The sequence below is a fragment of the Proteus terrae subsp. cibarius genome, from assembly GCF_011045835.1.
Taxonomy (GTDB): domain Bacteria; phylum Pseudomonadota; class Gammaproteobacteria; order Enterobacterales; family Enterobacteriaceae; genus Proteus; species Proteus cibarius.
This window is the reverse complement of the sequence record NZ_CP047349.1, coordinates 2,625,654-2,651,425: the sequence shown is the minus strand read 5'-3', so window position 1 is coordinate 2,651,425 and position 25,772 is coordinate 2,625,654. Positions and strand designations below refer to the sequence as shown.

General features: G+C 36.7%; 25 protein-coding genes and 1 other RNA gene. 12 read left to right on the top strand and 14 right to left on the bottom strand.

The genetic code is table 11. The features are described from left to right. Positions 1-33: 33 nt before the first annotated feature. Positions 34-378, bottom strand: coding sequence for a DMT family protein (locus GTH25_RS12405; protein WP_075670926.1), 345 nt, complete (start codon positions 376-378; stop codon positions 34-36). Between the two features lie 455 nt (positions 379-833). On the opposite strand from GTH25_RS12405, the gene umoC reads away from it, so the two are divergent. Next, on the top strand, positions 834-1,238 hold the full coding sequence (gene umoC, locus GTH25_RS12400; protein ID WP_075670928.1) for a lysozyme inhibitor LprI family protein: 405 nt from the start codon (positions 834-836) through the stop codon (positions 1,236-1,238). Between the two features lie 123 nt (positions 1,239-1,361). Here the strand turns inward: umoC and GTH25_RS12395 are convergent, their stop codons facing one another. The 5 genes from GTH25_RS12395 to GTH25_RS12375 form a co-directional block, all read right to left on the bottom strand. Continuing rightward, the gene (locus GTH25_RS12395; RefSeq protein WP_075670930.1) at positions 1,362-2,066 is read right to left on the bottom strand and encodes a LutC/YkgG family protein; all 705 of its coding nucleotides are present in this window, start codon (positions 2,064-2,066) and stop codon (positions 1,362-1,364) included. A 1-nt stretch (position 2,067) separates the two neighbouring features. Beyond that, the gene (locus GTH25_RS12390; RefSeq protein WP_075670932.1) at positions 2,068-3,489 is read right to left on the bottom strand and encodes a LutB/LldF family L-lactate oxidation iron-sulfur protein; all 1,422 of its coding nucleotides are present in this window, start codon (positions 3,487-3,489) and stop codon (positions 2,068-2,070) included. A 12-nt stretch (positions 3,490-3,501) separates the two neighbouring features. Next, positions 3,502-4,221, bottom strand: a complete 720-nt coding sequence (locus tag GTH25_RS12385) for a (Fe-S)-binding protein (RefSeq protein WP_099659343.1) — start codon at positions 4,219-4,221, stop codon at positions 3,502-3,504. A gap of 119 nt (positions 4,222-4,340) precedes the next feature. Further along, positions 4,341-5,867, bottom strand: a complete 1,527-nt coding sequence (locus GTH25_RS12380; RefSeq protein ID WP_164530605.1) for an L-lactate permease — start codon at positions 5,865-5,867, stop codon at positions 4,341-4,343. 1,927 nt (positions 5,868-7,794) lie between these two features. Then, the gene (locus tag GTH25_RS12375; RefSeq protein WP_156733783.1) at positions 7,795-9,345 is read right to left on the bottom strand and encodes a methyl-accepting chemotaxis protein; all 1,551 of its coding nucleotides are present in this window, start codon (positions 9,343-9,345) and stop codon (positions 7,795-7,797) included. Between the two features lie 507 nt (positions 9,346-9,852). Between GTH25_RS12375 and GTH25_RS12370 the strand changes: the two genes are divergently transcribed. Continuing rightward, positions 9,853-10,431 carry a phosphoglycerate mutase family protein gene (locus GTH25_RS12370; protein ID WP_156733781.1) on the top strand — a complete coding sequence of 193 codons (579 nt, stop codon included), beginning with the start codon at positions 9,853-9,855 and terminating at the stop codon, positions 10,429-10,431. A 90-nt stretch (positions 10,432-10,521) separates the two neighbouring features. Next, positions 10,522-11,409, top strand: coding sequence for a PhzF family phenazine biosynthesis protein (locus GTH25_RS12365; protein ID WP_099659346.1), 888 nt, complete (start codon positions 10,522-10,524; stop codon positions 11,407-11,409). Between the two features lie 871 nt (positions 11,410-12,280). Here the strand turns inward: GTH25_RS12365 and GTH25_RS12360 are convergent. The 3 genes from GTH25_RS12360 to smpB form a co-directional block, all read right to left on the bottom strand. Then, positions 12,281-12,634, bottom strand: a complete 354-nt coding sequence (locus GTH25_RS12360) for a hypothetical protein (protein WP_164530604.1) — start codon at positions 12,632-12,634, stop codon at positions 12,281-12,283. 177 nt (positions 12,635-12,811) lie between these two features. Then, positions 12,812-13,178, bottom strand: a transfer-messenger RNA (tmRNA) gene (ssrA, locus tag GTH25_RS12355). 59 nt (positions 13,179-13,237) lie between these two features. Beyond that, entirely contained in the window at positions 13,238-13,720 is a 483-nt protein-coding gene (smpB, locus tag GTH25_RS12350; protein ID WP_075673655.1) for an SsrA-binding protein SmpB, read from the bottom strand. Positions 13,721-13,876: 156 nt separating this feature from the next. Between smpB and GTH25_RS12345 the strand changes: the two genes are divergently transcribed. Both GTH25_RS12345 and GTH25_RS12340 read left to right on the top strand, forming a co-directional pair. Continuing rightward, a complete protein-coding gene (locus GTH25_RS12345) occupies positions 13,877-14,311 on the top strand; it encodes an SRPBCC family protein (protein WP_006533588.1) in 435 nt (144 codons plus the stop codon). Beyond that, on the top strand, positions 14,304-14,597 hold the full coding sequence (locus GTH25_RS12340; protein ID WP_075673656.1) for an RnfH family protein: 294 nt from the start codon (positions 14,304-14,306) through the stop codon (positions 14,595-14,597). The genes GTH25_RS12345 and GTH25_RS12340 overlap by 8 nt, the downstream gene beginning before the upstream one ends. 206 nt (positions 14,598-14,803) lie before the next feature. Here the strand turns inward: GTH25_RS12340 and bamE are convergent, their stop codons facing one another. The 3 genes from bamE to nadK all read right to left on the bottom strand — a co-directional run bounded on the left by bamE (position 14,804) and on the right by nadK (position 17,928). After that, positions 14,804-15,166 (bottom strand): outer membrane protein assembly factor BamE, encoded by a 363-nt coding sequence (gene bamE / locus GTH25_RS12335; protein ID WP_075673657.1) that lies wholly within the window; start codon positions 15,164-15,166, stop codon positions 14,804-14,806. Between the two features lie 113 nt (positions 15,167-15,279). Next, on the bottom strand, positions 15,280-16,941 hold the full coding sequence (gene recN, locus GTH25_RS12330) for a DNA repair protein RecN (RefSeq protein WP_083629113.1): 1,662 nt from the start codon (positions 16,939-16,941) through the stop codon (positions 15,280-15,282). An 87-nt stretch (positions 16,942-17,028) separates the two neighbouring features. Continuing rightward, entirely contained in the window at positions 17,029-17,928 is a 900-nt protein-coding gene (gene nadK / locus GTH25_RS12325) for an NAD(+) kinase (RefSeq protein WP_083629114.1), read from the bottom strand. A gap of 100 nt (positions 17,929-18,028) precedes the next feature. On the opposite strand from nadK, the gene grpE reads away from it, so the two are divergent. Then, the gene (gene grpE / locus GTH25_RS12320) at positions 18,029-18,640 is read left to right on the top strand and encodes a nucleotide exchange factor GrpE (protein WP_075673658.1); all 612 of its coding nucleotides are present in this window, start codon (positions 18,029-18,031) and stop codon (positions 18,638-18,640) included. Between the two features lie 117 nt (positions 18,641-18,757). On the opposite strand, the gene ung is transcribed toward grpE, so the two are convergent. Next, positions 18,758-19,438, bottom strand: coding sequence for a uracil-DNA glycosylase (ung, locus tag GTH25_RS12315; protein ID WP_164530603.1), 681 nt, complete (start codon positions 19,436-19,438; stop codon positions 18,758-18,760). Positions 19,439-19,772: 334 nt separating this feature from the next. Between ung and grcA the strand changes: the two genes are divergently transcribed. Next, a complete protein-coding gene (gene grcA / locus GTH25_RS12310) occupies positions 19,773-20,156 on the top strand; it encodes an autonomous glycyl radical cofactor GrcA (RefSeq protein WP_023581591.1) in 384 nt (127 codons plus the stop codon). A 171-nt stretch (positions 20,157-20,327) separates the two neighbouring features. Here the strand turns inward: grcA and srmB are convergent, their stop codons facing one another. Next, positions 20,328-21,692 (bottom strand): ATP-dependent RNA helicase SrmB, encoded by a 1,365-nt coding sequence (srmB, locus tag GTH25_RS12305; protein WP_075673661.1) that lies wholly within the window; start codon positions 21,690-21,692, stop codon positions 20,328-20,330. 262 nt (positions 21,693-21,954) lie between these two features. Between srmB and trmN the strand changes: the two genes are divergently transcribed. The 5 genes from trmN to rseC all read left to right on the top strand — a co-directional run bounded on the left by trmN (position 21,955) and on the right by rseC (position 25,742). Continuing rightward, positions 21,955-22,710: a tRNA(1)(Val) (adenine(37)-N(6))-methyltransferase TrmN gene (gene trmN / locus GTH25_RS12300; protein WP_164530602.1), complete on the top strand. Its 756-nt coding sequence runs from the start codon at positions 21,955-21,957 to the stop codon at positions 22,708-22,710. Between the two features lie 295 nt (positions 22,711-23,005). Further along, positions 23,006-23,584 carry an RNA polymerase sigma factor RpoE gene (gene rpoE / locus GTH25_RS12295; RefSeq protein ID WP_006533574.1) on the top strand — a complete coding sequence of 193 codons (579 nt, stop codon included), beginning with the start codon at positions 23,006-23,008 and terminating at the stop codon, positions 23,582-23,584. Between the two features lie 38 nt (positions 23,585-23,622). Then, positions 23,623-24,249, top strand: a complete 627-nt coding sequence (rseA, locus tag GTH25_RS12290; RefSeq protein ID WP_229578322.1) for an anti-sigma-E factor RseA — start codon at positions 23,623-23,625, stop codon at positions 24,247-24,249. Positions 24,250-24,296: 47 nt separating this feature from the next. After that, positions 24,297-25,265 (top strand): sigma-E factor regulatory protein RseB, encoded by a 969-nt coding sequence (rseB, locus tag GTH25_RS12285; protein WP_075673664.1) that lies wholly within the window; start codon positions 24,297-24,299, stop codon positions 25,263-25,265. A gap of 12 nt (positions 25,266-25,277) precedes the next feature. Then, entirely contained in the window at positions 25,278-25,742 is a 465-nt protein-coding gene (rseC, locus tag GTH25_RS12280) for a SoxR-reducing system protein RseC (RefSeq protein WP_099659371.1), read from the top strand. The last annotated feature ends 30 nt before the right edge of the window (positions 25,743-25,772 follow it).

The following is a 25,772-nucleotide window of genomic DNA, read 5'->3' as shown; positions in this document are numbered from 1 at the left end:
AAACGAGTTAACGATATCTACTAATAGGCTTTTCTAAAAGGGGCCTTTAAAAATAAATAAGGCACCAGCACCAATTAAAAGAAAACCAATAAAATGATTTAAGGTGAAGTTTTCTCCCAAGTAAGTGACCGAAAAAATAGCGAAAATAGTTAATGTGATCACTTCTTGTATGGTTTTTAATTCTGCCGCGCTGTAGTAATTATGACCAATACGATTTGCGGGTACAGCAAAACAATATTCAACAAATGCAATCAACCAGCTTAAAATAATGACAACAATAAGAGGTTTATTGCCATATTTTAGATGGCCATACCAAGCGAACGTCATGAAAACGTTGGAAATAATTAGAAGAATAATAGGCGTAAATTTGTAGAACATATTGGAGATACCACGAGTCGTTTTTAGGCAAAATTATTGCCAATAAGAAAGGTATGAGATTACTGCAAAAAAAGTAGATTTTCTATTGTGATGATAAGAAAAAAATAGCCAAAAATTAAAAGGTTGGTCTTTCTTTCCCTATAAGAAAGTTTGTAATTTTATCAACAAAAAACAAAGTTGAAGTAATAAATATCTATTTTTAAAATTATTGGCTGAATTTTAATCTATTGATGTTGTGTTAAATAACATTTTTTCAATAAAAAATAAGAAAAACAGATTCAAACCCAAAAGGCATTAATAATGTTTTCTTATTATTACTTGATTGAAATTTAAATTTATCGAGTAAGATACGATATATCCTAAAATGATGCTGTTCGCACTAATAGATGTGATATTAGTTATTTAATACATTATGTTGAGTATATTTTTATTATAAATTCCTATAAGGAGTTCGCGTGAAGATAAGTTTATTTCTGATCTCTTGTAGCTTACTTACAGTTAGTTTTTTCTCTTCGGCACAAGGCAAATACGATCCTTTAGCAAAATGTTATGAAGTGACAGCAAACGAGCCGAGAACAGCGGTGCAGGCTTGTTTACTGGATGAATTAAAACTGACAGAGCAGCAAATGAATGTCATTTATGACAAAAGTAAGAGTGATCTTGAAGATACTGATTCTGTTGCTGCAAAAAGTGCCATTGATGCATTAGCCAGTTCTCAGCAGCATTTTATTCAATTTCGAAGTGCTGAATGTCAACGACAATCCGCATTATTAATGGGGGGATCAGGGGCTGGAGATGTTTTGTTAGCATGCGAAATAAAATTAAATCAATGGAGAGCAAAAATTTTATTGAATAATTAATTGGCGAATAATAGAGAAAAACCCAAAAGCGATTAACTTATCTTTTGGGTTTGATTTAGGAGTCAATGATTGACTCTGACTGTTAGTTATTTTGTTATCGTTTTAATGTTATTTTATTTTGAATTAGCAATCTTCAATAATAAGATAAGCCGCATGAACAGGGCCATGAACCCCCCATACTTTAATCAATTCAATGTCTGCAGTAGAACTTGCACCACCAATTAAATTGATACAAGACGGCATTCTCACGCCTTCTTGCGCCATCTTATGTAGACGCTCAGCAATTTGTGCCACGCGGGGTAAAATATCGCTTTTACGTAGGATAACAATTGAGGTTTCAGGTAATAAACTAACGGCACGCCCTTTTTCTGGGGACGAAAATAAAACAATCCCACCAGACTCCGTTAAACCCGCTTCAGCATAAACAATCCCGATTTGCGAGCGTTCAGCATAAACAATGTTTTCGCGTCCGAGAGCTGGATCCCAAATGTAGGTTTCGTATTTTTCGCTAACCGCTTTTGTGACTCCTAGTGCATCTAAACGCTCATCCCCACTTATTACCACCGAGCCTTTACAATCATAACTTTCACAGAGTTCAATTAGGCTATTAATAACTTCATCAGGTTTAGTAACAACACATTTCACCATTTGAGTCTGTGCAAAGTCAGTAAACTCTTTGCATAGTTCATCTTGAGTCAAATTAGTTAAGCGAGTTTTCGCTAAATCATTAATCGGTGTAGGTTGTGGCTGTGGCTTATGCGCAATAGGGCGCCCTAATTTTTCAGCAATAGTTTGCAGAAATTCATTACGGTTTTGTTCGTTTAACATATTATTTTTTTCCTTCTGCTTTATGGCGTTTAAACCAACTACGGAAGCTATAACCATCTGGTTTAGGAAGATCACGCGATTCCATCCAATCATTTAGAACACTTATTTTGATTGGTGTAGAACCATTTTTGATCATTAATCCCGCCATTTTCGCACCGACATTCATACCCACTTTCCAAAGAGCTGGGTGTGAATTGAGGTAGTTAAACATACCAGTGACTCGACGCTCTGCTTTCGGTGTTAAACCGGTTTCAGCCATCACTCGACGATGTTTTAAAATCAACTGAGCTAAAGGAATTTTGACTGGGCAAACCACATTACAAGCATTACATAATGAGCATGCATAAGGGAGATCGTGGAAATCTTTATAACCCCCTAATAGTGGTGAAATTACCGCACCAATTGGGCCCGGATAAATTGAGCCATAAGCATGACCACCAATATTTCGATAAGCAGGACATGTATTTAGGCAAGCACCACAGCGGATGCAACGTAAAATATCTTTAAATTGTGAGCCTAAAATTTCAGAACGACCATTATCCACAATCACTAAATGGAACTCTTCAGGGCCATCAACATTGCCTGCTTCACGAGGCCCTGTTACCCAAGTGTTATAACTAGTTAAACGTGAGCCAACGGCGCTACGACATAACATGGTTATCAGTGGATCGACTTCTTCAAAAGTAGGAGCCACACGTTCCATACCCATAACTGCTATGTGGGTTTTAGGTAATGTCGTGGTCATCCTTGCATTACCTTCATTGGTGACTAAACAGACAGTACCTGTTTCAGCCACAGCAAAGTTACAGCCTGTGACACCAATATCAGCAGAAAGGAAATCTTGTCTAATACGTTGTCTAATGAAAAGCGTCATATCTTCCGGTGTTTCACTACCTTCGTAATTGAGTTTTTCATTTAATACTTTACGAATTTGATAACGGTCTTTGTGGATCGCAGGAACCACGATATGCGACGGTGGATCGTTATCCAATTGAAGAATATATTCACCTAGGTCAGTTTCGATGATCTCAATGCCTTCATTTTGTAAGGCTTTATTCATCCCAATTTCTTCGGTGACCATGGATTTAGATTTTACAATCTTCTTCGCATTTTTCTTCTTGGCAACTTCACAAATATAACGAGAGGCATCTTCTGCTGTTTTGGCAAAATAAACATGGCCTCCGTTTTCTGTCACTTTTTCAGACAATTGATAGAGATAAGCATCTAAATTTTCAAGAACATGGTTACGGATTTGTTCAGCGCGATCACGCCATTCCTCCCAATTACCTAGCTCCTTCACCATGATTTGACGGTTAGCCCCAATACGTTCTTGCGCCATAACAACCGCATTACGCATGATTGTGTCTTTCATTTCATGTTCTAGACGAGGTCTGAAATCTATATCACTGGTTTTGATAGACATAAGCAGGCTCCCTTATTGGCTCATTAAAACTTGTGCAATATGCAACACTTTTACAGGACGCTTTTCACGACTTAAACGACCTTGAATGTTGATTAAGCAGCTTGTATCAGCACCAATGACATAATCAGGGCTCACATCCATAATATGTTTTACTTTTTCAGTCACCATTTCACCCGAAATTTCAGACATCTTCACGGAGAAGGTACCCCCAAAGCCACAGCAGGTTTCTGAATTTGCAAAAGGCAACATTTCAAGGCCTTCAACATGTTTTAACAGCGTTAAAGGCTCACTTACAACACCTAGCTTTCTGGTTAAACTGCATGATGGGTGATAAACCGCTTTACCCGGAAGGCGAGCGCCAACATCAACAACGCCAAGGGTGTTAACAATAAAACTGGTTAAATCAATAAGGCGATCGGCAACACCTTGTGCCCGTAATGCCCATTGAGGTTCATCAGCAAGATAAGTTGGATAACCTTTAATGGCATAAGTACAAGAGCCAGCGGGTGAAATAATGGGATAGTCGTTCACTTCCAATGTTTCAATTAACGATTTCATGGCAGGTTTCGCGTTATTTACATAACCGCTATTAAGCGCTGGCTGACCACAGCAACCTTGGCGTTCTTGAAATAAGACTTCACAGCCTAATTTTTCAAGTAACAAGACTGTGTCTCGGGCTGAATCGGCTTTCAGAACATCACCAAGACAGGTCGCATAAAAATTAACTTTCATTAATCGAACTCCAAAACATCGCTCAGATGTTGTCATTTTTACTAAAGATAAAATTCTTTTATTGCTTTGTTATAAGAGGAGAAGGGAGTGGAGTAAACACGCTCCCTTTTCCTTATTAATTAGTTCATTAGGTGATAAATAATGCCAATTTTTGCGCCAAGAATAATTATATAAGCAATACAATATTTTAAGGTTTCACGCATAATGGCACTGCTTTGACCATCCATTTTTGTCGCTGAAACAGCAATGGCGATACTTTGCGGTGAAATCATTTTACCGCCCGTTGCACCAGAGGTATTGGCCGCGGTCAGAATGAATGGATCAATATTAAGTTTAGCTGCCGCGCTGGTTTGTAACTTACCAAACAGCACGTTAGAGTTGGTGTCACTACCTGTTACAAAGGTTCCTAATGCACCGATCACTGGAGCAATAAAGATAAAGCCCGCACCCGTGAAATCGACTAAGGTTTCAGCAATACTGCCAATCATGCCACTGAAATCCATAACAGTTGCCATCGCTACGATTGCTGTGATGGCAATAATGGAATTCTTCAGTTGGATAGTGGTTTTAACCAGAACAGAGATCAGTGTTGAAATACTTGCACCTTGAATGGTACCACCCACAAAGCTTGCGAGAATAATCAATACACCCGGAGTACTTAACCAAGCAATAGTCTGATATTCCGTTTGTGTTTCACTTAATACAAACGGGATCTTTGTGGAAATCGCGCCCGCCATGCTTTGGATCGCAGGAAATAAAGGTGAGCACGCTAAGATAAAGATAAAGGTAAACAGATAAATAGAACTTGCTACTAACAACTCTTTCCCAGTGTGCTTTTTGACATTTTTTTGTTTGTCACCACTGTTTTTCATGCGTTTAGCAAGGAAAATAACCACAATTAAGCTGACTAAGCTACCTGCAAACGCTGGTAATTCAGCACCTAAATTAGCAGCAACGATATATTGAGGGATTAGTGTACTAATACCACACATTAAGGTAATAAATCCGACACCTTTAATCGCTTTAATTCCACCACCCGCAATGGCAACAATAACGAAAGGTAACAAGATATTGAATAATCCCAACTGAATAATAATGGTTTTACTCAGTACTAATACATCAAGGCCTGTATTTTGCGCCAAAATAGAAACTGGAATACCAACTGCACCAAACGCGGTAGGGACAGTATTGGCAACTAAAGAGGCAACGGCTGCTTTAAAAGGATCAAATCCGAGTGCAATTAAAATACCGATAGGAATGGCAACCGCAGTACCATAACCCGCAACCGCTTCAAGAAAGCCACCAAAACACCATGAGATAAGCAGAACCTGTACTCGCTTATCATCACTAATGCCAGCCAATACATCTTTAAGTACATCCATGCCACCTGTTTTTAACATTAAGTTATAACTATAAATAGCAGCAAGAATAACAATGATTATCGGCCACAAACCTTTAACTGCACCATAAAGGACAGAGACAGAAGCAAATTGAATGGTGTTGTTCCAATGGAAAATAGCAAGTGCAACAGTTATCACTAAAGATACAAGCACAGCATGGTGAACGGCTGATTTCATTTTTAAGATCATAAAAATCAAAACCGCTAAAGGCACAATGCCTAATAAGAATGATAAGTAGTCTGACATGATTATTTTTATCCTTAAGTTTGCAATTTTTATCGTTTATAACTGCGTTAGCAAACCTATAAGTTGCTCATTATATAATTGTGTAGGGTACTAGGTTTTATTAAAGCTCTACTTTGCTGAAACGATAAATCATAAATAAAAAAAGATAGTTACTAACCTAAACAATGAAAGATATCATCACTTAGGAAATTGTCAGGTTAGATTAGTTGGCTATTGTAGGGAATATTTATTGAGATGTAATAGAATAAAATCAATTGTGTGACAAATATAAAAAAAATCCTTTTTTCTCATTATTTGCTTGTTAATTGTCGTATTTTTTGATGTTCATCAATGTAATTAGATTGCTAATGTTGTTATCAAATTGGTTTTAGATGAAAAAAAGAGCGATATTGATAGTTTTAGCTATGTAATAAAAAGATGAACTTAAGTCTAAAATGCCATTTTTGATGATAAAAATGGCTATCGTCACCTAAAATATACATAAATTAAACTAATGTATTATTTTGTTGGCTATTTAATTAACAAATAGACTAAAATTTTTTTATTTTAATATTTAATTATTCTAAATTTAATCTTTTAAATTATTTTAACTTTTTATTATTTTACTTTTATAGCACTTTTCCTTATTTTTTATGTTTTATTCTATTTTATCTTTAATGTCTTGTTATTCTATTTTATTTTTCGTTTTTTATATTTGAATTTAATTTGTTTTTTCTTGTTTTTATTTTTTTTCTTGCATGTTTTTTTGAAATAAAAAATATAATTTTCTTTGTTTGTTCTAATGCGTAAATATTTTCACCCATTATAAAATTATAATTAATTATTATTGCTTCCTTTTATTATCCTTTAATTTAATAATTTTAATTATACAAAACTAATATTTTTATATTAAATGTTTAAATAAATAACAATATGATTTTATCATCAATGATTGACTTCTTTTTACCTCTAGGGTCATGCAATTGCTAGGTTTGTTGCTAATATTAATTGTAATACAAATCAGGTAGATAATGAAAATGTGATGAGTGAGATAAATAGTGAATGAGAATAGTTCTTTCTAATTTTATGTAGCTAAAGGTGTAGGTAAAGTGATCTTGATCGTGTCGATAAAAATAAAAAATTTATTTTTTTTCTTTTTTATACTTCAGAAAGTGTGAAATAAATTATTTCTAATAATAGACAAATATTTATTTGAGGATATTTTTCACCTTTTTTAAGGTGTTCAAGTTGATTGTTATAGAACAAAGATACGTTATGAAATATTTTTGAAGTTATAGTCTCATTTTTCGATGAGATATTAATTTCACTTTGATAATTGTCATACAAAAATGGAAAGGAAAAAAAGTGGCTAAAAAGTGAATGGGGAGATAATTGTTTTTGTTTTAACTACGTAATAATCTCTAGTGAAATGTTTTCTTTAGCGAGTGAATGTATTGCTGTCTCTTTTTAGCGTTATAAGCTTGCCTCACAATAAGTAGCATTATTCCAAGATTATTATGGGAACATTAATAGTGAAAAGATTATTTTCATCATTAAATAGTCCTGTTTTGATAACGGAAATCAGCGATTATGTTAGCGATGTTTTAGGATTTAACATTTGACGCTGTCCATTACCTCTGAAATAAGTTGGAAAATACAAACAGTTTGTCTGATATTGGTAAAATTGTTTACATTTTATTACCGACGTTGTTACAGATAAAAAAAAGAACCAAAGTGTGAGCTAGGTTCCTTTTTTAGTGTGTACGAATAGGGGGTAAAGACTAAGCTTAGCCGGACTAGGGCTATTTTTACATACTAGTTATGTTTAATAAGTATGCATTTTCGAGGTGATCTATTATTTTTTTGGCTACTTAAGAACGTTGTTGATGTAAAGGTCACTTAAATATAGTGTTGAGTGACCTTTATCGTCATTTAATGAATGCCTGGATCAGGCTCGATGGATTTGGAAGTAATTTACTAATTTATTTAGATTCAATGCTTGTTCATTAAGTGAATTCGCAGCAGCCACAGATTCTTCTACTAATCCTGCATTTTGTTGCGTTGTTGAATCAAGCTGACTTATAGCATTATTGATTTGTGATATACCATCGCTTTGCTCATTACTTGCTTGCCCAATTTCTCGTAATAATGTGCTGATATCTTCAACATCGGTGATCATTTTTTGGATTTGTGAGCCAGCTTGCTCAACTAATTCCATGCCTTCTTGTGTTTGAGTCGATGAATTATCGATAAGAGTGCGTATATCATTAGCGGAGTCTGCACTTTTTTGTGCCAGTAATCTGACTTCACCAGCAACAACAGCGAAACCTTTACCGTGTTCACCTGCTCTAGCGGCTTCAACTGCAGCATTTAGTGCAAGAATATTCGTTTGGAATGCAATGGCATCAATTAAGTTAATAATATCTGTCATTTGAGATGACGAGCTATTAATTGCTCTCATTTTTTCTGTCAGCTGGAGCATCATTTCGCCATTATGGTGCACAGCGATTTCAGTTTTTTCAGCGACATTAATCGCATCATGTGTATGATCTGCGGTGTTTTTAACAGTTGAGGTCATTTGCTCCATTGAGCTTGCTGTTTCTTCTACTGATGTTGCTTGTTCTTCTGTTCTTGCCGCTAAGTTTTGGCTACCAGCAGTAATTTGCTCTGCTGCTGACGAAATATTTTCAGCACCGTTTTGTACATTTTGCACAACATCTAATAGGTGCATTTTCATTTCTGCAAGGGTTCGTAATAATATCCCTGCTTCATCATGATAATCAGTCTTCACTTCTTGTGTTAAATCACCATTTGCAATGGCTTTTGCAAAGTTGATTGCCTTCTCTAATGGGAGAGTGATCCCTTTAGTAATAAACCATCCTAAAATACCGCCTATAATAATACTGGCGAGGGTTAATAATACTAAAAATATCCTTTTTTCAATAAAATCATGTTCAACAGCGTCGCCAGCCTCATTCATCTTTTTATTTTGCAATTCAATAAACTCTAATATTTTATCGCGATACTTTAACTGAATAGCGGAAGTTTTCGTGATCAGTTCATTGACTGCGGCGTGTCTGTTATTTTCATTAAATGCCTTCACAACAAAGTTTTGAGAGGTTATATATTGCTGACGAATATCATAAACCTCAGCTAAGATTTTTTTGGACTCAGCATCGTGTGTGGTTTCATCTAATTCTTTCAGCAATTGTGCAACTTTAGCGGTGATCTCTGCTTTTTTGCTCTCTTGCTCAGCCGCTAAACTTCCTTGCTCATCAAGCATAGTGAGTTGCTGGAATATAATAAATTCATTGAAATTATTAATCAGTAAATTGGCTTTGACTGTGGCTGGATAGATATCATCAACGACATCATGAATATCTTGATTCGCACTGTTTAAACCCATTAATGCGAAACCGGAACCCAACATAATTAACATCACAAACGTTGTAAATGCGATAGTTAGTTTTGTACGAATTTTAAAATTTTTAAAGAACATGCTTAACCCTGGATAAATAATAATTAATAAGTATTAGTAACTTATTGAAGAACAAACAGTATCGGTAAGCAGTGACAGAACTTTAGTCATTAAACTAAATAAAGGGAGATAAAAAGGCTTGCATTGATTTTTAACACACTATTTTTATTGTTAAAAAGAGATCTCCTCCCTTTTTTTATCTAAATGTGCTTAGTATTTAAGTTTCATTCAACTTTATAAAATTAAGCTTAAAGTAATGAAAAATTAAAGAGATCCTTTATTTTCCGTTAACAATTGTTTGAGCGGTTTTAATATTTGTTAATTAATTTTGAGATGTTTAGAAGGTAGAATAAAGGTAAAGAGATTATAAGAATGGCTAAATGCACGTTATCTAAGACTTGCTCACCTCTGAAATACTTTTGGTTGTGATAAACTGGATGACTTAAAACAGGTGAGTTTATGGTTAATGTGAGATGTGTTTTAACACTCTATATTTCTTAGACTCAATCGACTTAAAGGTAACGCTGTATGCGCAGTGTATTTATATTTTTGAGCATATTTATTTTAGGATTTAGTCATATGGCGTATTCCGATCAAACCCTTGTCTTTATAAGACATGGCGAAAAGCCTGATAATGATAGTGGGCAGTTGACCTGTAAAGGATTAAATAGAGCATTAGCACTACCCGATGTGCTTATAAATCAATTTGGCAAACCTGATGCATTATTTGCAGCAGCACCTAAACAAAGTAAATTAGGTAATTCATTACGTTCACTTCAAACGATTTCTCCTATCGCCATTAAAACTTCATTGCCTATCCATCTTCAATATCATGCTAAAGAGATAAAAGAATTACGCGAAGATCTGCTCAGTCAGCAATATGAGAATTCAGTTATTTTTATTGCATGGGAGCACGATAATTTAGTCAAAGTGGCACGAGATATCATGAAACAAGAGGGTGGTGATCCTAAATTAATACCTAAATGGAAAAGTAGTGATTTTGATAGTATCTATATCTTAAAAATTATCCGAGAGGGCGATAAGAAAAACGTCATATTTGAACAAAAACAGCAAGGTTTAGATAGCGTGTCGGAAGATTGTCCATAATTAATGGATATTTTATTTAATACTTAAAAACAAGATAGATTTTATTTTTACACACAGGCTTGATGCTATGTGAAGCAATGCGAGTAATATATGCAAAATGAAGTTATACGCTCAGTAGAGCACGAGATCAAAGTACACCTTATAAACTCATTTACTCGAAATAATAAAGGTGGTAATCCTGCTGGCGTAGTACTTAATCCCCCTCTATTAAGTGATGAACAGAAAATTGCTATCGCTAAAGAAGTCGGCTTTTCTGAAACGGCCTTTGTTTATCAAGGCGAAGAGACTGATTTTAAGGTTGATTTTTTCACTCCTGAAGGAGAAGTTGATTTCTGTGGTCATGCTACATTAGCCGTCTTTTTCACTTTATCTTCACTCAACTTATTGGCTTCTGGCCATTACACACAAAAAACGAAAGCAGGTATTTTAAGCGTAGCGATTGATACTGAAAATGTTGTTATGGAGCAATCACTACCCGTTTCACGACAAGCTCCAAGTGTCGACGATGTGGCTACTGCGCTGGGAATAAATCGCGAAGTTATCTTAGAAACCGGCTTACCCATTGAAATATTTTCAACGGGATTACCCGATATTTTGATCCCCGTACAATTTGGGCAATTAGATATGCTAAAGCCTAATTTTGATGCAATAGCAAATCTAAGTCGTGAATTTAATACTATCGGTTTTCATGTTTTCGAGCTTAGCCAAGATAAAGAAATTACTGCTCATTGTCGCAATTTTGCGCCTTTATATGGTATTAATGAAGAGTCTGCAACTGGGAGCTCTAGTGGCGCTTTAGGTTGTTATCTTGTTAAGCATGTTTTCCCTCATAAAACACATTTTCTATTAGAGCAAGGGCGTGCAATGCAATGCTCCTCTCTTATTCACGTTATTATTGATTCAACGGAAAATACGATTAGTCGAGTGAGAGTGGGCGGAAAAGCGACAATGATAGGTTCGAAGATTATTACTCTTTAAATTACTTGCGGTATTTTATATCAAGTTATTCCTAATAGGCCCCAGTGTAAAAACTAGGGCCTTTGTATTTTAAGTATTTATATAAAAACGACGTATTTATTGCTTCTTAAAATTTTATTATTGTTCGCTATGTGATTTGATTTTTCATTAAATAGATTTTATGGCAGAAAATGCGTAGGTGGTTTTTGTGAAAGTACCCGGAACGTTGAACTTTGGTTTTGACTTAAGTATATTCAATAATTAACCCTTTTATTTTGTTCTTTAAAAACGATAACAAAAACAGATGGTTACATTTTGCTGTTTTAAGCAAGGTAAAAATAGCTAAATGTTGCTAACACCTTGCTGTATCTTGTTTTTCTATGACAATACTATTGTTCACTGCCACATAGGCAGCTTAGAAATATAGAGGAGAGATTGTTTTTCAGGGTTAAGGGCTCACTGCATCCCGGATGTTTTATTTCCGTTCGTGTACAGATGCTAGAGCAATCCATTTATAACGTGAGAATGCGTGAGATGGAAAAGTTTCTTTTGGTACTAAAAAACTATAGAGAAAATAAAATTATTAAATATGGGGATAAGGCAAGGATATTTATTTGGTATATGGAAAATATACAGAAAATATATAGAAAAGAAACGCCACTATAGAAATAGCACTGCCTTTTTTAATTCAAGATTTTCGTAGTTATAGTTTAGGGAGTGATCTTTCAGATGATGAGATAAAAAGTACAATAAGGAAAGTTAAAGAGTATCTTATTCAAGCTGAAAATAGGTATAAAAAAACTAAAGGGTATGATAAGAGTTAATCAGAACACCAATAAGACACCAGAAATTGATAACTGATTGAATATATAATTCGATAACTGGCACTGCTTTATTTTTTCAATAAATTAGCCATTTCTGACATTCGTTTAGATCTGAAATTTAATTCTTTTATTATATCCCAGGCTGTAATTGAAGGGTTGGACTCTATCATTTTTACTATATTATTTATTTCGCTAACTCGTGCTGATAGCTCGACAATAGATGTACGTCTATTATTTTCTTGTGGGTCTCCCCACATCTCGTCGGCATCATAGGAGTTAAATTGAATATATGTATTGGGTGGGGCGTGGTAAACATTTTCAACGCCACAAGGGAGCCAGTCATCACCAGTAACAATGTCAGCATCAAAAGGTACAGTTTTATCTATTTCTTGTAGCTTCTTAATTAATTCTGACGTTTTCATTTTTCACCCTTGTCGATCTTAATAAAAAGGCCCACCGAAGTGAGCCTTTTAAACTTTAAATGATCCGCGTGTCATTTGCGTGTCATTCATAGTCCTTTTGTTGTCAGTGTGTAGTCCTATCGATTTCGCTAACTTCTTGTTTTTGAAACCGTTGTCCTATCACTGACCCACCAAATTTGGTGGAGCTGGCGGGAGTTGAACCCGCGTCCGAAATTTCTACATCCGCGGCACTACATGCTTAGTCTAGTCTTTAATTTCACTTACCCACTGCGGACAGACACGCCATGAATAAGCTAGCTTGATTAAATTTAACGCTTCAACCCCAAGCTAGGCATCCACGCGATCTCTTTTGGGTTTGACCTCTCTTGATCCCCGTCTTAAGAGCGGAAGCTAGGGAGAGAGGGCGCTAAGCAGGTTATTAAGCTGCTAGTGCTAGTTTGTTTTCGTCGTTTGCGACTATTTTTTTGCGGCTTTTTACGAGGCCAACCGCCCCTCGGCATGCACCTTGGGTTTCGCAAATCCCGTCGAATCCAGAATCAGCCCCAAGTTGTTGAAAGCGAGTATATCAGAAAAATACTTGTAATTGCTAGTACTTAACGCAATTTAGCGATTGGCATTTTTCATAATACGTGCTTTGTCTAATTTCCACTCACGATCTTTAATGGTATCGCGTTTATCGTGATCTTTCTTACCCTTTGCAACGCCAATTTTGATTTTGCACCAAGCGTTTTTCCAATAAAGGGAAAGAGCAACAACGGTATAACCATCACGGTTGATTTGACCATAAAGATTATCAAGTTCACGTTGTTTTAATAATAATTTACGGGTGCGTGTCGGATCACAAACCACATGAGTTGATGCAACATTTAAAGGGGTAATAGTTGCACCAAAAAGATAAGCTTCGCCATCACGCATGACAACGTAGCTATCACTGATGTTGGCTTTTCCTGCACGCAGTGATTTAACTTCCCAGCCTTGAAGCGCCAAGCCCGCTTCTATCTCATCTTCGATGAAATATTCATGGCGAGCACGTTTGTTTAACGCAATGGTCGCGGAACCAGGTTTGTGTGATTTTTTCTTTGTCATAATGTCCACATTATACTGTATGAGCAATAGAAAGAAATCATTTAACCGACTGTTTTCTTTTCAATTGCATAAAACTTAAGCTATATTCCATTAGATTTTTAATTAGTCACTGTTCAATGATATGATCACACACAGTGTTGTCGTACAGGAATAACTATGCCTCAGATTAGTCGATCTGCTCTTGTCCCTTTTAGCACAGAGCAAATGTTTAAACTGGTTAATGATGTTCTTACTTATCCTGATTTTCTACCAGGATGCGTTGGAAGTAAACTGATCAAAAGCACACCAGAAGAAATGATTGCATCAATAAATGTCTCTAAAGCGGGAATTAGTAAAACATTTACTACCCATAACTTTTTAAAGACTAATGAGCGTGTTGATATGCGTCTTGTTGATGGCCCCTTTCGTAAATTAACAGGGGGATGGGTGTTTACCGCACTTGATGATAATGCGTGTAAAATAGAATTTCAGCTAGACTTTGAGTTCACTAATAAATTAATTGAGTTAGCTTTTGGCCGTATTTTTAAAGATTTAACGAACAATATGGTTCAAGCATTTACTCACAGAGCGAAAGAGATCTATCGTGACTAAAATATGGGTAGAGGTAACCTATGCGTTGCCCGATAAGCAGTATCTTATCCCTGTTGAACTAACGTTAGGGGACACGGTTGAACAAGCTATTATTGCTTCAAATATCTTAACAATTTGTAGTGATATTGATTTGACTAAAAATAAAGTAGGTATTTATAGTCGGCCAACAAAATTAAGCGATAATGTGCGAGATGGCGATAGAATTGAAATTTATCGACCTTTAATTGCTGATCCTAAAGAAATGCGTCGTAAACGCGCTGAAAAAGCACGACAAAAAGCGGATTGATATTATACTTTTCTGCCTAATAGGTGGGAGTTTTATATACTGCATTGATAGGCCATTTGATTACAGACAGATACAAGAAAGACAACACTGTTATAAAGCATTTTCTCCTTATAAAAACACACCCCAACGTCAAATTTAACGTATGGGGTGCAATTCGTTTTTGCCAATCTTATACAAAACTAAGTTTTTTTAGCACTGCAATCGCATTACGATTTTGTTTCAGGTGCTGAGAAGCTAGGCATATTGCCTTGTTTATCAATCTTAGTCAGTATGCCATTGCTATCAAAAGTCAGAGTGAGAGTCTCTTGACGTACTTTTTGATGACCAGGCTCTTCACGGAAAACATAATACCAAGTCTGGCTTCCGAAAGGATCTTTAAGCATTGGCGTACCAAGGGCAAATTGGACTTGCTGCTGTGTCATTCCTTGCTGAACTTTTGCGACTTCGGCTGGCGTTAAATAATTTCCCTGATTGATATCTGGGTGATAAACCAGTCTCTCGAACATAGAGCAACCTGAAGTCATTACGACTAAAGATAAGGCGGCAACTTTTAACAGTTTAAAACGCATGGTTATTACATTCCTTTTAGGGTCATAGTGACGATGATAATCGACAACGCAGCAATTGAAAACCTTTCACGCTCTGCCTATGACCCTAAATATCAATAAAAGTTTGTTAATCGTTATGCAGCCAACAAATCTTTCGCATTTGCTAAGGTATTTTTAGTGACTTCACTACCTGCTAATAAGCGAGCGAGCTCTTGTAGACGTTCTTTTTTCGATAACAGTTTCATGGTTGTTTCTGTTTCTTCACCATTTGTCTCTTTATTGACGAAATAGTGTTGGTGGCCACAACCTGCAACTTGAGGTAAGTGAGTGACACACATGACTTGAGTTGACTCGCCTAACTCACGTAGTAATTTACCCACAATAGCAGCTGTTGGACCACTGATACCCACATCAACTTCATCAAAAATAAGTGCTGGGGTATCCATTTTTTTTGCTGTGATCACTTGGATTGCGAGTGCAATACGTGATAACTCACCCCCTGAAGCGACTTTAGAAAGTGCTTGATGAGGTTGCCCTGGATTTGTGGTGACATTAAATTCAACTTTTGTGGCACCATCGATTTGTAGTGAGTTGTCATCAAAATGGGTATCAACAGTAAAATAACCATGTGGCATTGATAATTGATGCATACTATTAGTGATAAGTTGGCTTAATTCATTCGCATATTGTTGGCGAACTTGGTGCAGTTGTTTTGCGACATCTAATGCCATTAAATGATCAGCTTTGACTTGTTCTATTAAAGCCTCACAATCATCATTTTGACGAAGTAGGGCATTTTTCTCTTCAATTAATTGCTGATGAAGATCATAGAGTTCTTCGGGTGCGACGCGGTGTTTACGTGACAAATTAATGTACTTAGACATGCGTTTTTCTACTTCAAATAAGCGATTAGGGTCCATCTCTAAACGATCGCTATAGTGACGAAGTTCATCGCTCACTTCACTAATTTGGATAGTGGCTTCTTCTAACATCTCTAATAATGAGTTGAACTGGCTTTCCATTGAGGTTAGCTCAGTAATTTCATGTTTAGCCACATTGAGCATACTTAAAATATTTTGCTCTTCGTTGTCACTTAAAATTTGTAAGCTATTTTGACTTAGTGTTAAAAACTGACCGCAGTTAGAAAGACGTTTATATTCTTGATCTAATTCTGGGTACTCACCTTGTACTGGTTGAAATTCATTGAGCTCTTTTAAGTGGTAATCAACCAGTTGCTGTCTTGCTTCTCGTTCTAAAGAGAGCTGTTGAAAAGTAGCTAAAGTTTGGCAACTTTGATGCCATGTTTGATAAGCTGATTTCATGCTTTTTAATAAAGCAGGTTCATGGGCATAGATATCAAGAAGTTGTTTTTGATAGCGAGGCTCTAGAAGTTGTTGGTGAGCATGTTGCCCATGAATTTGAATAAGTAATGAACCAAGCTCTCTTAATTGTGAAAGAGGTACAGAAGTGCCGTTGATAAAACCACGAGAACGCCCATCAGTAGAGATAGTTCTTCTTAATAGGCATTCGTTATGATCATCAAGATGATGTTCTTCAAGCCAACGTTGTGCTGATGGTGTATCAGAGAGTGAGAATCGTGCACATAAATCGGCTCTAGTTGCACCTGGGCGCACCATATTGGCATCACCACGGTTACCTAAGCATAAACCTAGAGCATCAATTGCAATAGACTTACCTGCGCCAGTTTCGCCTGTAATGGTGGTCATGCCACCAGAAAAATCGATTTCAAGTTCACGGACTATGGCAAAATGACTAATGGTTAATTGAGTCAGCATAGTGCCTCTCCTGTGTATAAAAACATATCTGTAATTACATACAGTATAAACTGGTTTTTTATACAGTAAAGTAGAGAGGCACAAAAATTAGAACATTTTTTTCGACCAACCCAATTTTGAGCTGAGTGTATTAAAATAGTTGTAATCAGTTGGGTGAACTAAATTGAGCTTTTGACGACTTCTCTTAATAATAACTTCATCACCTTCTTTAATCGGTAACACTAATTGGCTATCGCAACTGACTTCATAATCGATATTTGTTTGTGAGAATTTTAAGCGAATTTGGCTATCACTGCTGATAACTAAAGGACGTGCTGATAATGTATGTGGAAACATAGGCACAAGCGCAATAGCATCAAGGTTTGGCGTTAAAATAGGACCACCTGCAGATAGTGAATAGGCGGTTGATCCCGTTGGTGTTGCGATAATTAAGCCATCAGAACGTTGAGAGAAAGCAAAGCGATCATCAATGTAAACTTCAAACTCAATCATATGAGCGACTTTACCGGGATGAAGCACGACTTCATTGATTGCGGTACCAATACGTGTTCTTTGACCTTCAGCACAGACTCGAGCTTCAAGTAAGAACCGTTTTTCTTCACGATAGTGTCCTGCCAATACATTGGTTAATTGCTGTAAGGCATTATCAGGATCAAGATCTGTAAGAAAACCTAAATTCCCCCGGTTAACACCAATTACTTTGATATTATAACGAGATAAAACGCGTGCAGCGCCAAGCATATTACCATCACCACCAACAACAATGACAAGATCGGCAACTTTGCCAACTTGTGTTAAATCACCTGTTTGTGCATTTTCTAGTTTTAGTTCTTGAGCAACTTGTGTATCAATAATAACGTCATAGCCTTGAGCCAATAGCCAATGATAGAGCATTTCATGAGTTGAAATTGCTTCAGGGTGGCGTGGATGACCAACAATGCCAATGCATTTAAAGTGTTTTTCTTCCGTTACGGTATTATCTGGCATTTTTTTACCCTCGTTTTACGCCAATTCCTTGAAACCCGTTTATTGATCCCCATAATAAACTAAATATGAAGATGAATACCAAAACTACGCGGAGATGTTCATGAGTAGTAAAGAACAAAATGTACATGAAGAGCAAGTCTCAAAAGAAAAAGAAGGAATGGGATCTGTAATGGATGAATCTCAAGAGCAAGTAATGACCGAAGAAACAACAGCGGACTTTAATGCTCAAGCTGAGTTAGTGGAAGCATTAGCGCGTATCGATTCTCTTGAAAAACAACTGGAGCAATCACAAAAAACAGAGCGTGAAGCGATGGCTCGTGCTCTCGCTGAAGTTGAAAATGTGCGTCGCCGTACTCAGCAAGATATTGAGAAAGCGCATAAATTTGCACTTGAGAAGTTTTCTAATGAGTTATTGCCTGTGCTCGATAATTTAGAGCGTGCTTTATCTGCGGCAGATCATGAAAATGAAACGATGAAACCGATGATTGAAGGGTTAGAGTTAACTTTGAAATCCTTCTTAGATGCTGTTCGTAAGTTTGGCATTGAAGTGGTTGAAGAAAAAAATGTGGTATTTAACCCTGAAGTTCACCAAGCCATGACTTTAATTGATAGTCCTGAACATGAATCCAATCATGTGGTTGATGTTATGCAAAAAGGTTATACCTTGAATGGTCGTTTATTACGTCCAGCTATGGTTATCGTTTCTAAATAATACCGATAAAGCATCTGTTATCACATGTGTTATTACATGTAGATAAAGTAAACCGCACAATACGAAGATTATTTAATATTCTTGTTATTGTGCGGTTTTATGTTTTATGGGGCGATATTATTCAATAGGATCAAGATGCCAATTAATAGGTGTACGACCTTGCTGCTGTAAAATATCATTGGCTTGTTTGAAATGACCACAACCTAAAAAGCCTCTGTGGGCAGAGAGTGGTGATGGATGAGGTGCTTTTAAAATAACGTGTTTATTGGTATCAATAAAACGCCCTTTTTTCTGAGCATGGGCACCCCAAAGTAAGAAAATAACCCCATCCCTACGCTGATTGATTTGTTCAATTACTGCATCAGTAAAGATTTCCCAACCATAGTTAGCATGAGAATGTGCTTGGCCTTTCTCTACTGTTAATACTGTATTAAGCAATAAAACACCTTGTTTTGCCCAGCTTTCTAAATAGCCGTGGTTGGGGCGTTTAAAATCAGGGTATTCTTTTTCAAGCTCTTTATACATATTGACTAACGAAGGTGGCACTGGCACGCCCGGTCGTACTGAAAAAGAGAGTCCATGTGCTTGATTAGGGCCATGATAAGGATCTTGCCCTAAAATAACTACATTTACATTATCAAAAGGTGTAAAACGAAAAGCATTAAAAATATCTTCTTGAGGTGGATAAACGATTTTACCTGCGGCTCTTTGTTGTGCGACTTGAGACATAATTTGATGAAAGTAAGGCTTTTCTTTTTCAGCGCCTATCACATCATGCCAAGTTAATGGTGTAGTCATAACCTAAAATCCTTGTTGATATCTTATAGTGCCTAAGCTTACCGATTTCATAATGGGAATGAAAATATTACGACCTAAAAATAAGAATTAATTGTTCTCTCAACTTTTATTTGAAAATTTACAAAAAAAATTGCAAATAAGCTATAAGTGATTATTGATTTAAAACAACACTTTGCACCTTTCTGGCTAAAGTGCTTATGAATTTTATTGATATTTATCAAAGAATGGCGCCATTTATACTGGTATATAAGTAGACAGAAACATTGGTTAGACCAAATACCCAAGTTCTGATATGAGATTGGAATTTGATTTTGTGCCCACATTGGAGGTCGAAATGATTACTGGTATCCAAATTACTAAAGCTGATAACGACGATTTATTACATTCTTTCTGGTTATTGGATGATGAAAACGGCGAAGCTCGTTGCATCTGTGCTAAAAAAGGCTTTGAAGAAGGCCAAGTGATTAACCGTAAAGAGTTAGGCAATATCGAATACCGAGAAGTACCTGTAGAATCAAAACCGGTTGTTCGTGTAGAAGGTGGCCAACACCTTAACGTTAACGTATTAAGCCGTGAAACACTGGAAGATGCTGTTAACAATCCTGAGAAATATCCTCAATTAACTATTCGTGTTTCTGGCTATGCAGTACGTTTTAACTCTCTGACTCCAGAACAACAACGTGATGTTATTACTCGTACTTTCACAGAAAGCCTGTAATTTTCACTAAAGTAATAAGTTAATAATAAGCTCGATATGAAAATATCGGGCTTTTTTTATTTTTCTATATAAGATTTTTTCTATATAAAATAAGAAAGAAAAGAGAACAATAAAAAACCGTAACTACCTTATATAGATACGGTTTTTTTATAAGTTCAGAAAGAGTACAGATTATTCGTTATCAGTGTTCGTTTTTTTTGCTGGTGCAGTAGGAGCCACATTCTTTTCTGTATGTTCAGCAACTGCTTTGCGACGTTTACCGATATTTTTACGATCACGAGTCCGCACTTTTTCTTTAACCGCTTTTTTCTCTTCTTCTTTTTTCGCCTTGCGTTTAGCGAGCACTTTTTTAGAAGGTTTGAATGTTGCTTTCAGGCTTGGCGCTTTGGTTTCTGGACGTAGTTCGGCAACAACACGATATTTAATAGGCTCTTGAACGTAACGACCAATTTTCCCTAATAATGGATGATCGTGAGCTTCAACTAATGAAATCGCGATACCTTTACGACCTGCGCGTCCTGTACGACCAATACGGTGCAAGTAAACATCCGCAGTACGAGGTAAGTCAAAGTTGAAAACGTGTGTGATGTCATCTAGATCAAGGCCACGTGAAGCAACGTCTGTGGCAACAAGCACATTCATTTTGCCTGATTCTAAACGTTTGATCGCATCGTTACGCTGTGTCTGCGCCATTTCACCTTCAAGGTAGCTACATTTAATACCTTGTTTTTCTAGCGCAGTGACAAGTTCTCTTACACGCTCTCTTTTGCGAACAAAGACAATCGATTTTTTAACATCTTCTTGCTTCAATAGTGCAGCAAGCAACGCTGTTTTATGTTCGAGATTATCAGCATGATAATAGAACTGCTGAATTTTTTTACGTTCCCGGCGAGATGGATCAGCATTAAGTTCAACAGGCTCATTGAGAATGCGCTGTGCAAAATCAATAACCGCATTACCTTCTAGTGTTGCAGAGAACAGTAATGTCTGTTTACGCCAGCGAGTTTCGCCTGCAATCGTTTCGATGTCGTTAGCAAAACCCATATCTAGCATGCGGTCTGCTTCATCTAAAATCAGCATTTCTACCGCACGGCAGTCAAAGTTTTCTTCTTTGATGTACTGTAATAAACGACCTGTTGTTGCAACAACAATATCTTGGTTCTCGCTGAAGACTTCAGCGTGATTCATATAAGCAACACCGCCTGTGATAGTGGCGATATCTAAATGTGTATGCGCACATAATTCTTTTGCCTGCTCAGCAACTTGCATAGCAAGTTCGCGAGTTGGTGTTAGGATAAGAATACGTGGTGGGCCTGATTTTTTACGTGGATAATCAAGCAAGTGTTGAATTGCCGGAAGCAAAAAGGCCGCAGTTTTCCCTGTGCCTGTTGGCGCAGAGCCTAAAATATCGCGTCCATCCATTGCGGCAGGAATTGCATCTGCTTGAATAGCAGTAGGACGTTGATATCCTTTTTCTTCTAATGCGGTCAATAAACTGTCATCAAGTTCAAGACTGGAAAATGTCGTGGCTGTCATTGTATACCTCTGTTTAGGGCGCGGATTTTGACATTATCCCCCGCTAAAAGCCAGAGGATTTACCGCTATCACATTATATATTACCGATAGACGAAGGTATTCGTTGTTTTTAGGCTTAATCTAAATAAGCGAGCATCGTATACAAATAGTTTAATGTTAAGATAGGGTAGGTAGACGCGTTATCATACTATATATCTCTTTTTCAATGACATGAATGATAATTAATAAAAGAGATAGTAATACGAATTAATAGAGCCAATAGATGAATCAAAAGAAAGTGAAGAAAGTGGGATTACGTAAAGGTGGTTTTACATTTAAACAATTTTTTGTTGCTCATGATAAGTGTGAAATGAAAGTGGGGACAGATGGTGTTTTATTAGGTGCTTGGGCACCTATCGATAATGTAAAAAGTGCGCTTGATATTGGTACAGGGAGTGGATTAATTGCATTAATGTTAGCTCAGCGAGCGAATCAAATTGAACGCCTAGATGGTATTGAACTCGATGAAAAGGCTGCATCACAAGCTACGGAAAATGTTCAAGAGTCACAATGGCGCTCACTTATTCATATTCATCATGATGATATTTATCATTATGCTGAAAAAGCGCAAAATAAGTATGATTTGATTGTAAGTAATCCTCCTTATTTTGAACCAGCAATTGCTTGCCGTAATGATGCTCGTGAGCAAGCACGTTATACCAAAACCTTAACGCATGAGGGATTGCTGGATAGTGCACAATCACTTATCACCGAAGATGGATTGTTCTGTGTTGTATTACCTTACTCTATTGGTGAGCAATTTATTGAAATCGCAGAAAAAAAAGAGTGGAATATTGCAAGACGCGTTAATATTAAAGATAGTGCAGATAAACCTTATCATCGAATTTTGTTAGCATTTCAAAGACAAAATCAAAGCAGTGTTGAATGTAGTATAGATGAACTTATTATTCGTAATAATGGAGGGCATTACACTGATAAGTTTCGCTCTTGGGTGACTGACTTTTATTTATATTATTAAATCTATATTTAATAATACATTGTTTAAGATAATATATATTGTTGTAAGTAATCGTATATATTTAAATAATATCATTGTGTTATCGTTTTTTTATTGGCAAATTGCATTTTGGTTGGGTGATCACCATGATGATTTTTTTGTGATTCATCTCTTAAAATAATGATTGAATTGAACTTCATGCTATTTTTGCACTCCAAGTCTTGTAGCTCATAAAACGAGAAGGAATAACGAGAGTAAATATGACGGAGTCATTTAAAAATAGTGCGAAGCTTGACTTCGGGAGAGTCCATCTCTAATGAGCGAGCAGTTAACGGACCAAATGTTGGTTGAAAAGGTACAAAATGGTGACCAGAAAGCCTTTAATTTGCTGGTTATCCGTTATCAACACAAGGTAGCAAGCCTGATTTCCCGTTATGTACCACAGGGCGATGTGCCAGATGTTTCGCAAGAGGCCTTTATTAAAGCTTATCGCGCCATTGGTTCTTTCCGTGGAGATAGTGCGTTTTATACATGGCTTTATCGCATTGCTGTGAATACAGCAAAAAATTATCTGGTCGCACAGGGGCGACGTCCGCCTTCGAATGATTTAGATGCGAGTGATGTTGAAAATTTCGAATCACCTAATGCACTAAAAGAAATTTCGAACCCTGAGAATTTAATGTTGTCTGAAGAGTTACGGAGAGTGGTTTTTCACACCATAGAGTCATTACCTGAAGATTTAAGGGTTGCTATTACACTTCGGGAACTTGACGGGCTAAGCTATGAAGAGATAGCGGTCATTATGGACTGCCCTGTCGGAACAGTACGTTCACGTATTTTTAGGGCGCGAGAAGCTATTGATAATAAGGTTCAACCATTAATACAAGAGTTTTAATTGTGGGTGAACCATCATTGACTGAAGGGTACTTTTACATGCAAAAAGAAAAACTTTCTGCATTTATGGATGGCGAAATTCTTGATAAAGAATTAATGGGTACAATTGCTCGTGATGACTCTATGAAAGAGACATGGCAACACTACCATTTAATTCGTGACACAATGCGTGGTGATGTAGGTGAAGTAGTCCACTTCGATATCGCAAGTCGCGTTGCGCTCGCTTTAGAGAATGAACCTGTTCGCATAAGTCCTGAACAACAACAAGAGCAGCAACCTGCGCCATCACAATGGCGTCAGCACTCTTTCTTACAAACGTTACGTCCTTGGGCAAGTCAGTTAACTCAAATCGGTGTCGCGGCTTGTGTTTCATTAGCTGTTATTGTTGGTGTTCAGCAATATAATGGAAAAAGTGGTTCTGAAGATTTTCAAGTAGATACACCTGTATTTAATACTCAACCTATTATGGGTTCAGGTTCGCCTGTAAGTTTAAATCTTCAAAACGATACTTTAGGTAAAGACCAGCAAACACGTTTACAAGAGCGTAATCAGCGCCTTGGATTAATGTTGCAACAGTATGAGTTAGATCGTCGTATCTATAATGCACCACAAAATGAAGCGCCAATCAGCGCTCAAGGTGAAACTCAACCTGTTGTAGCACAGTAATAATAGATGTGAATGTATAAATAACGTGTGGGAATGAAACAGTCGTAATGAAAAAATCATGGTTATCCACCTTATTGCTGGTGGGGAGCCTGTCAATGCCGATACAAGCCTTGGCGCAACCTCAAACAGGTAGTGTCGAGGCTTTGTTGCAAAAGATGGGTCAGATAAGTCAAAGCTCTACCTATGAATTATCTTTTATCAATATCAATTCTCAAGGTATTGTTCCTATTCGCTACCGTCACACTCTGATTGATGGCAAACCACTTGCACAATTAATGCAAATGGATAGTACTCGCCGTGAAATTGTTCAACGTGGTGATGAAATCAGTTATTTTGAACCCGGTTTAGATGCCTTCAGCTTAAGAAATGATCATATCGTTGATTATATCCCTTCTATCATTTACCAAAATTTCAATGAGTTATCGGGGTATTATAATTTTATTGATGCAGGTAGAACGCATATTGGTGATATTCCGAGCCGAGTTGTTCGTGTGCTATCGAAAAACAATGACCGCTACGATTATGTCTTGTTTATTGATGAGGAAAGATATCTGCCTTTAAGAGTCGATCTGTTAGATAAGAATAATGACATCATTGAGCAATTTCGAGTGATCACCGTTAATGAAGGAAGTGAAGTTAAAGATGCACTTAATTCATTACGTACTGTCAATATGCCTCCTTTATTACTTGTGCCAAAATCTAAGCCATTGGTTTATAACTGGTCAGTTAGTCAATTACCTGAAGGTTTTAAAGAGGTAAAACGCAGTAACCATCAGATTTCTGAAACAGAGTTTAGTCAGTCGATTTTATTTAGCGATGGCTTATTTGACTTCTCTATTTATGTTAATAAAAGTGGTCAACAGGTTAATTCGCCCGAACGCGATAAAATGTTAAGGTATGGTCGTAATACAATTTATACCTATGACAAAGAAGGTAATGAAATTACCTTTATTGGTCAGTTACCGTTTCCTACGGCACAAGCAATAGTTAATAGTGTTGTATTTACGAAAAAGTAAAGGGTATAAGTTATGGTTAAAGAGTGGGCAACAGTTATACATTGGCATGAAGGTCGAGCGTTATTACGCTACGGCTCTTCTTCTGGCTGTGGTAGTTGCCAAGCTCGTGCTGCCTGCGGCTCTTATTTATTAAATAAAATAGGGCCAGAGACAGTTCATCAACTTGAACTTCCTGTTGCACAAACTTTAGTCGAGGGGCAAAAAGTGGAAGTGGGTATTCCTGAAAATAATCTACTTCTTTCTGCAATGCTTGTGTATTTAACGCCACTTATTGGTCTATTTATTGTCGCAGGCATTGCGAGCCTTTGGTTTTCTAGTGAGTTTGCTATTTTTTGCAGTGGGCTTGTAGGTGGTATCCTTGGTTTCTTATTTGCAAAAAAAGTGGCGACTTGGTGGAGTAAAGACGAAGGTTTTGAGCCTGTTATATTGCAAATAGGGCTTCCACCTCATGAACTTAAAGTTCAATTTCAAGAATAATGAGCAGATTAAAGAGATGGGGCATTTGCC

Excerpts from the sequence above, each read along its gene's own strand:
- rseB (WP_075673664.1), top strand. The coding sequence starts at position 24,297 with ATGAAAAAATCATGGTTATCCACCTTATTGCTGGTGGGGAGCCTGTCA.
- GTH25_RS12375 (WP_156733783.1), bottom strand. The coding sequence starts at position 9,345 with ATGTTCTTTAAAAATTTTAAAATTCGTACAAAACTAACTATCGCATTT.
- GTH25_RS12390 (WP_075670932.1), bottom strand. The coding sequence starts at position 3,489 with ATGTCTATCAAAACCAGTGATATAGATTTCAGACCTCGTCTAGAACAT.
- grcA (WP_023581591.1), top strand. The coding sequence starts at position 19,773 with ATGATTACTGGTATCCAAATTACTAAAGCTGATAACGACGATTTATTA.
- GTH25_RS12405 (WP_075670926.1), bottom strand. The coding sequence starts at position 378 with ATGTTCTACAAATTTACGCCTATTATTCTTCTAATTATTTCCAACGTT.
- GTH25_RS12385 (WP_099659343.1), bottom strand. The coding sequence starts at position 4,221 with ATGAAAGTTAATTTTTATGCGACCTGTCTTGGTGATGTTCTGAAAGCC.
- rpoE (WP_006533574.1), top strand. The coding sequence starts at position 23,006 with ATGAGCGAGCAGTTAACGGACCAAATGTTGGTTGAAAAGGTACAAAAT.
- srmB (WP_075673661.1), bottom strand. The coding sequence starts at position 21,692 with ATGACAGCCACGACATTTTCCAGTCTTGAACTTGATGACAGTTTATTG.
- smpB (WP_075673655.1), bottom strand. The coding sequence starts at position 13,720 with ATGACAAAGAAAAAATCACACAAACCTGGTTCCGCGACCATTGCGTTA.
- GTH25_RS12370 (WP_156733781.1), top strand. The coding sequence starts at position 9,853 with ATGCGCAGTGTATTTATATTTTTGAGCATATTTATTTTAGGATTTAGT.
- bamE (WP_075673657.1), bottom strand. The coding sequence starts at position 15,166 with ATGCGTTTTAAACTGTTAAAAGTTGCCGCCTTATCTTTAGTCGTAATG.
- GTH25_RS12345 (WP_006533588.1), top strand. The coding sequence starts at position 13,877 with ATGCCTCAGATTAGTCGATCTGCTCTTGTCCCTTTTAGCACAGAGCAA.
- rseA (WP_229578322.1), top strand. The coding sequence starts at position 23,623 with ATGCAAAAAGAAAAACTTTCTGCATTTATGGATGGCGAAATTCTTGAT.
- ung (WP_164530603.1), bottom strand. The coding sequence starts at position 19,438 with ATGACTACACCATTAACTTGGCATGATGTGATAGGCGCTGAAAAAGAA.
- GTH25_RS12380 (WP_164530605.1), bottom strand. The coding sequence starts at position 5,867 with ATGTCAGACTACTTATCATTCTTATTAGGCATTGTGCCTTTAGCGGTT.
- grpE (WP_075673658.1), top strand. The coding sequence starts at position 18,029 with ATGAGTAGTAAAGAACAAAATGTACATGAAGAGCAAGTCTCAAAAGAA.
- nadK (WP_083629114.1), bottom strand. The coding sequence starts at position 17,928 with ATGCCAGATAATACCGTAACGGAAGAAAAACACTTTAAATGCATTGGC.
- recN (WP_083629113.1), bottom strand. The coding sequence starts at position 16,941 with ATGCTGACTCAATTAACCATTAGTCATTTTGCCATAGTCCGTGAACTT.
- trmN (WP_164530602.1), top strand. The coding sequence starts at position 21,955 with ATGAATCAAAAGAAAGTGAAGAAAGTGGGATTACGTAAAGGTGGTTTT.
- rseC (WP_099659371.1), top strand. The coding sequence starts at position 25,278 with ATGGTTAAAGAGTGGGCAACAGTTATACATTGGCATGAAGGTCGAGCG.
- GTH25_RS12395 (WP_075670930.1), bottom strand. The coding sequence starts at position 2,066 with ATGTTAAACGAACAAAACCGTAATGAATTTCTGCAAACTATTGCTGAA.
- GTH25_RS12365 (WP_099659346.1), top strand. The coding sequence starts at position 10,522 with ATGCAAAATGAAGTTATACGCTCAGTAGAGCACGAGATCAAAGTACAC.
- GTH25_RS12360 (WP_164530604.1), bottom strand. The coding sequence starts at position 12,634 with ATGAAAACGTCAGAATTAATTAAGAAGCTACAAGAAATAGATAAAACT.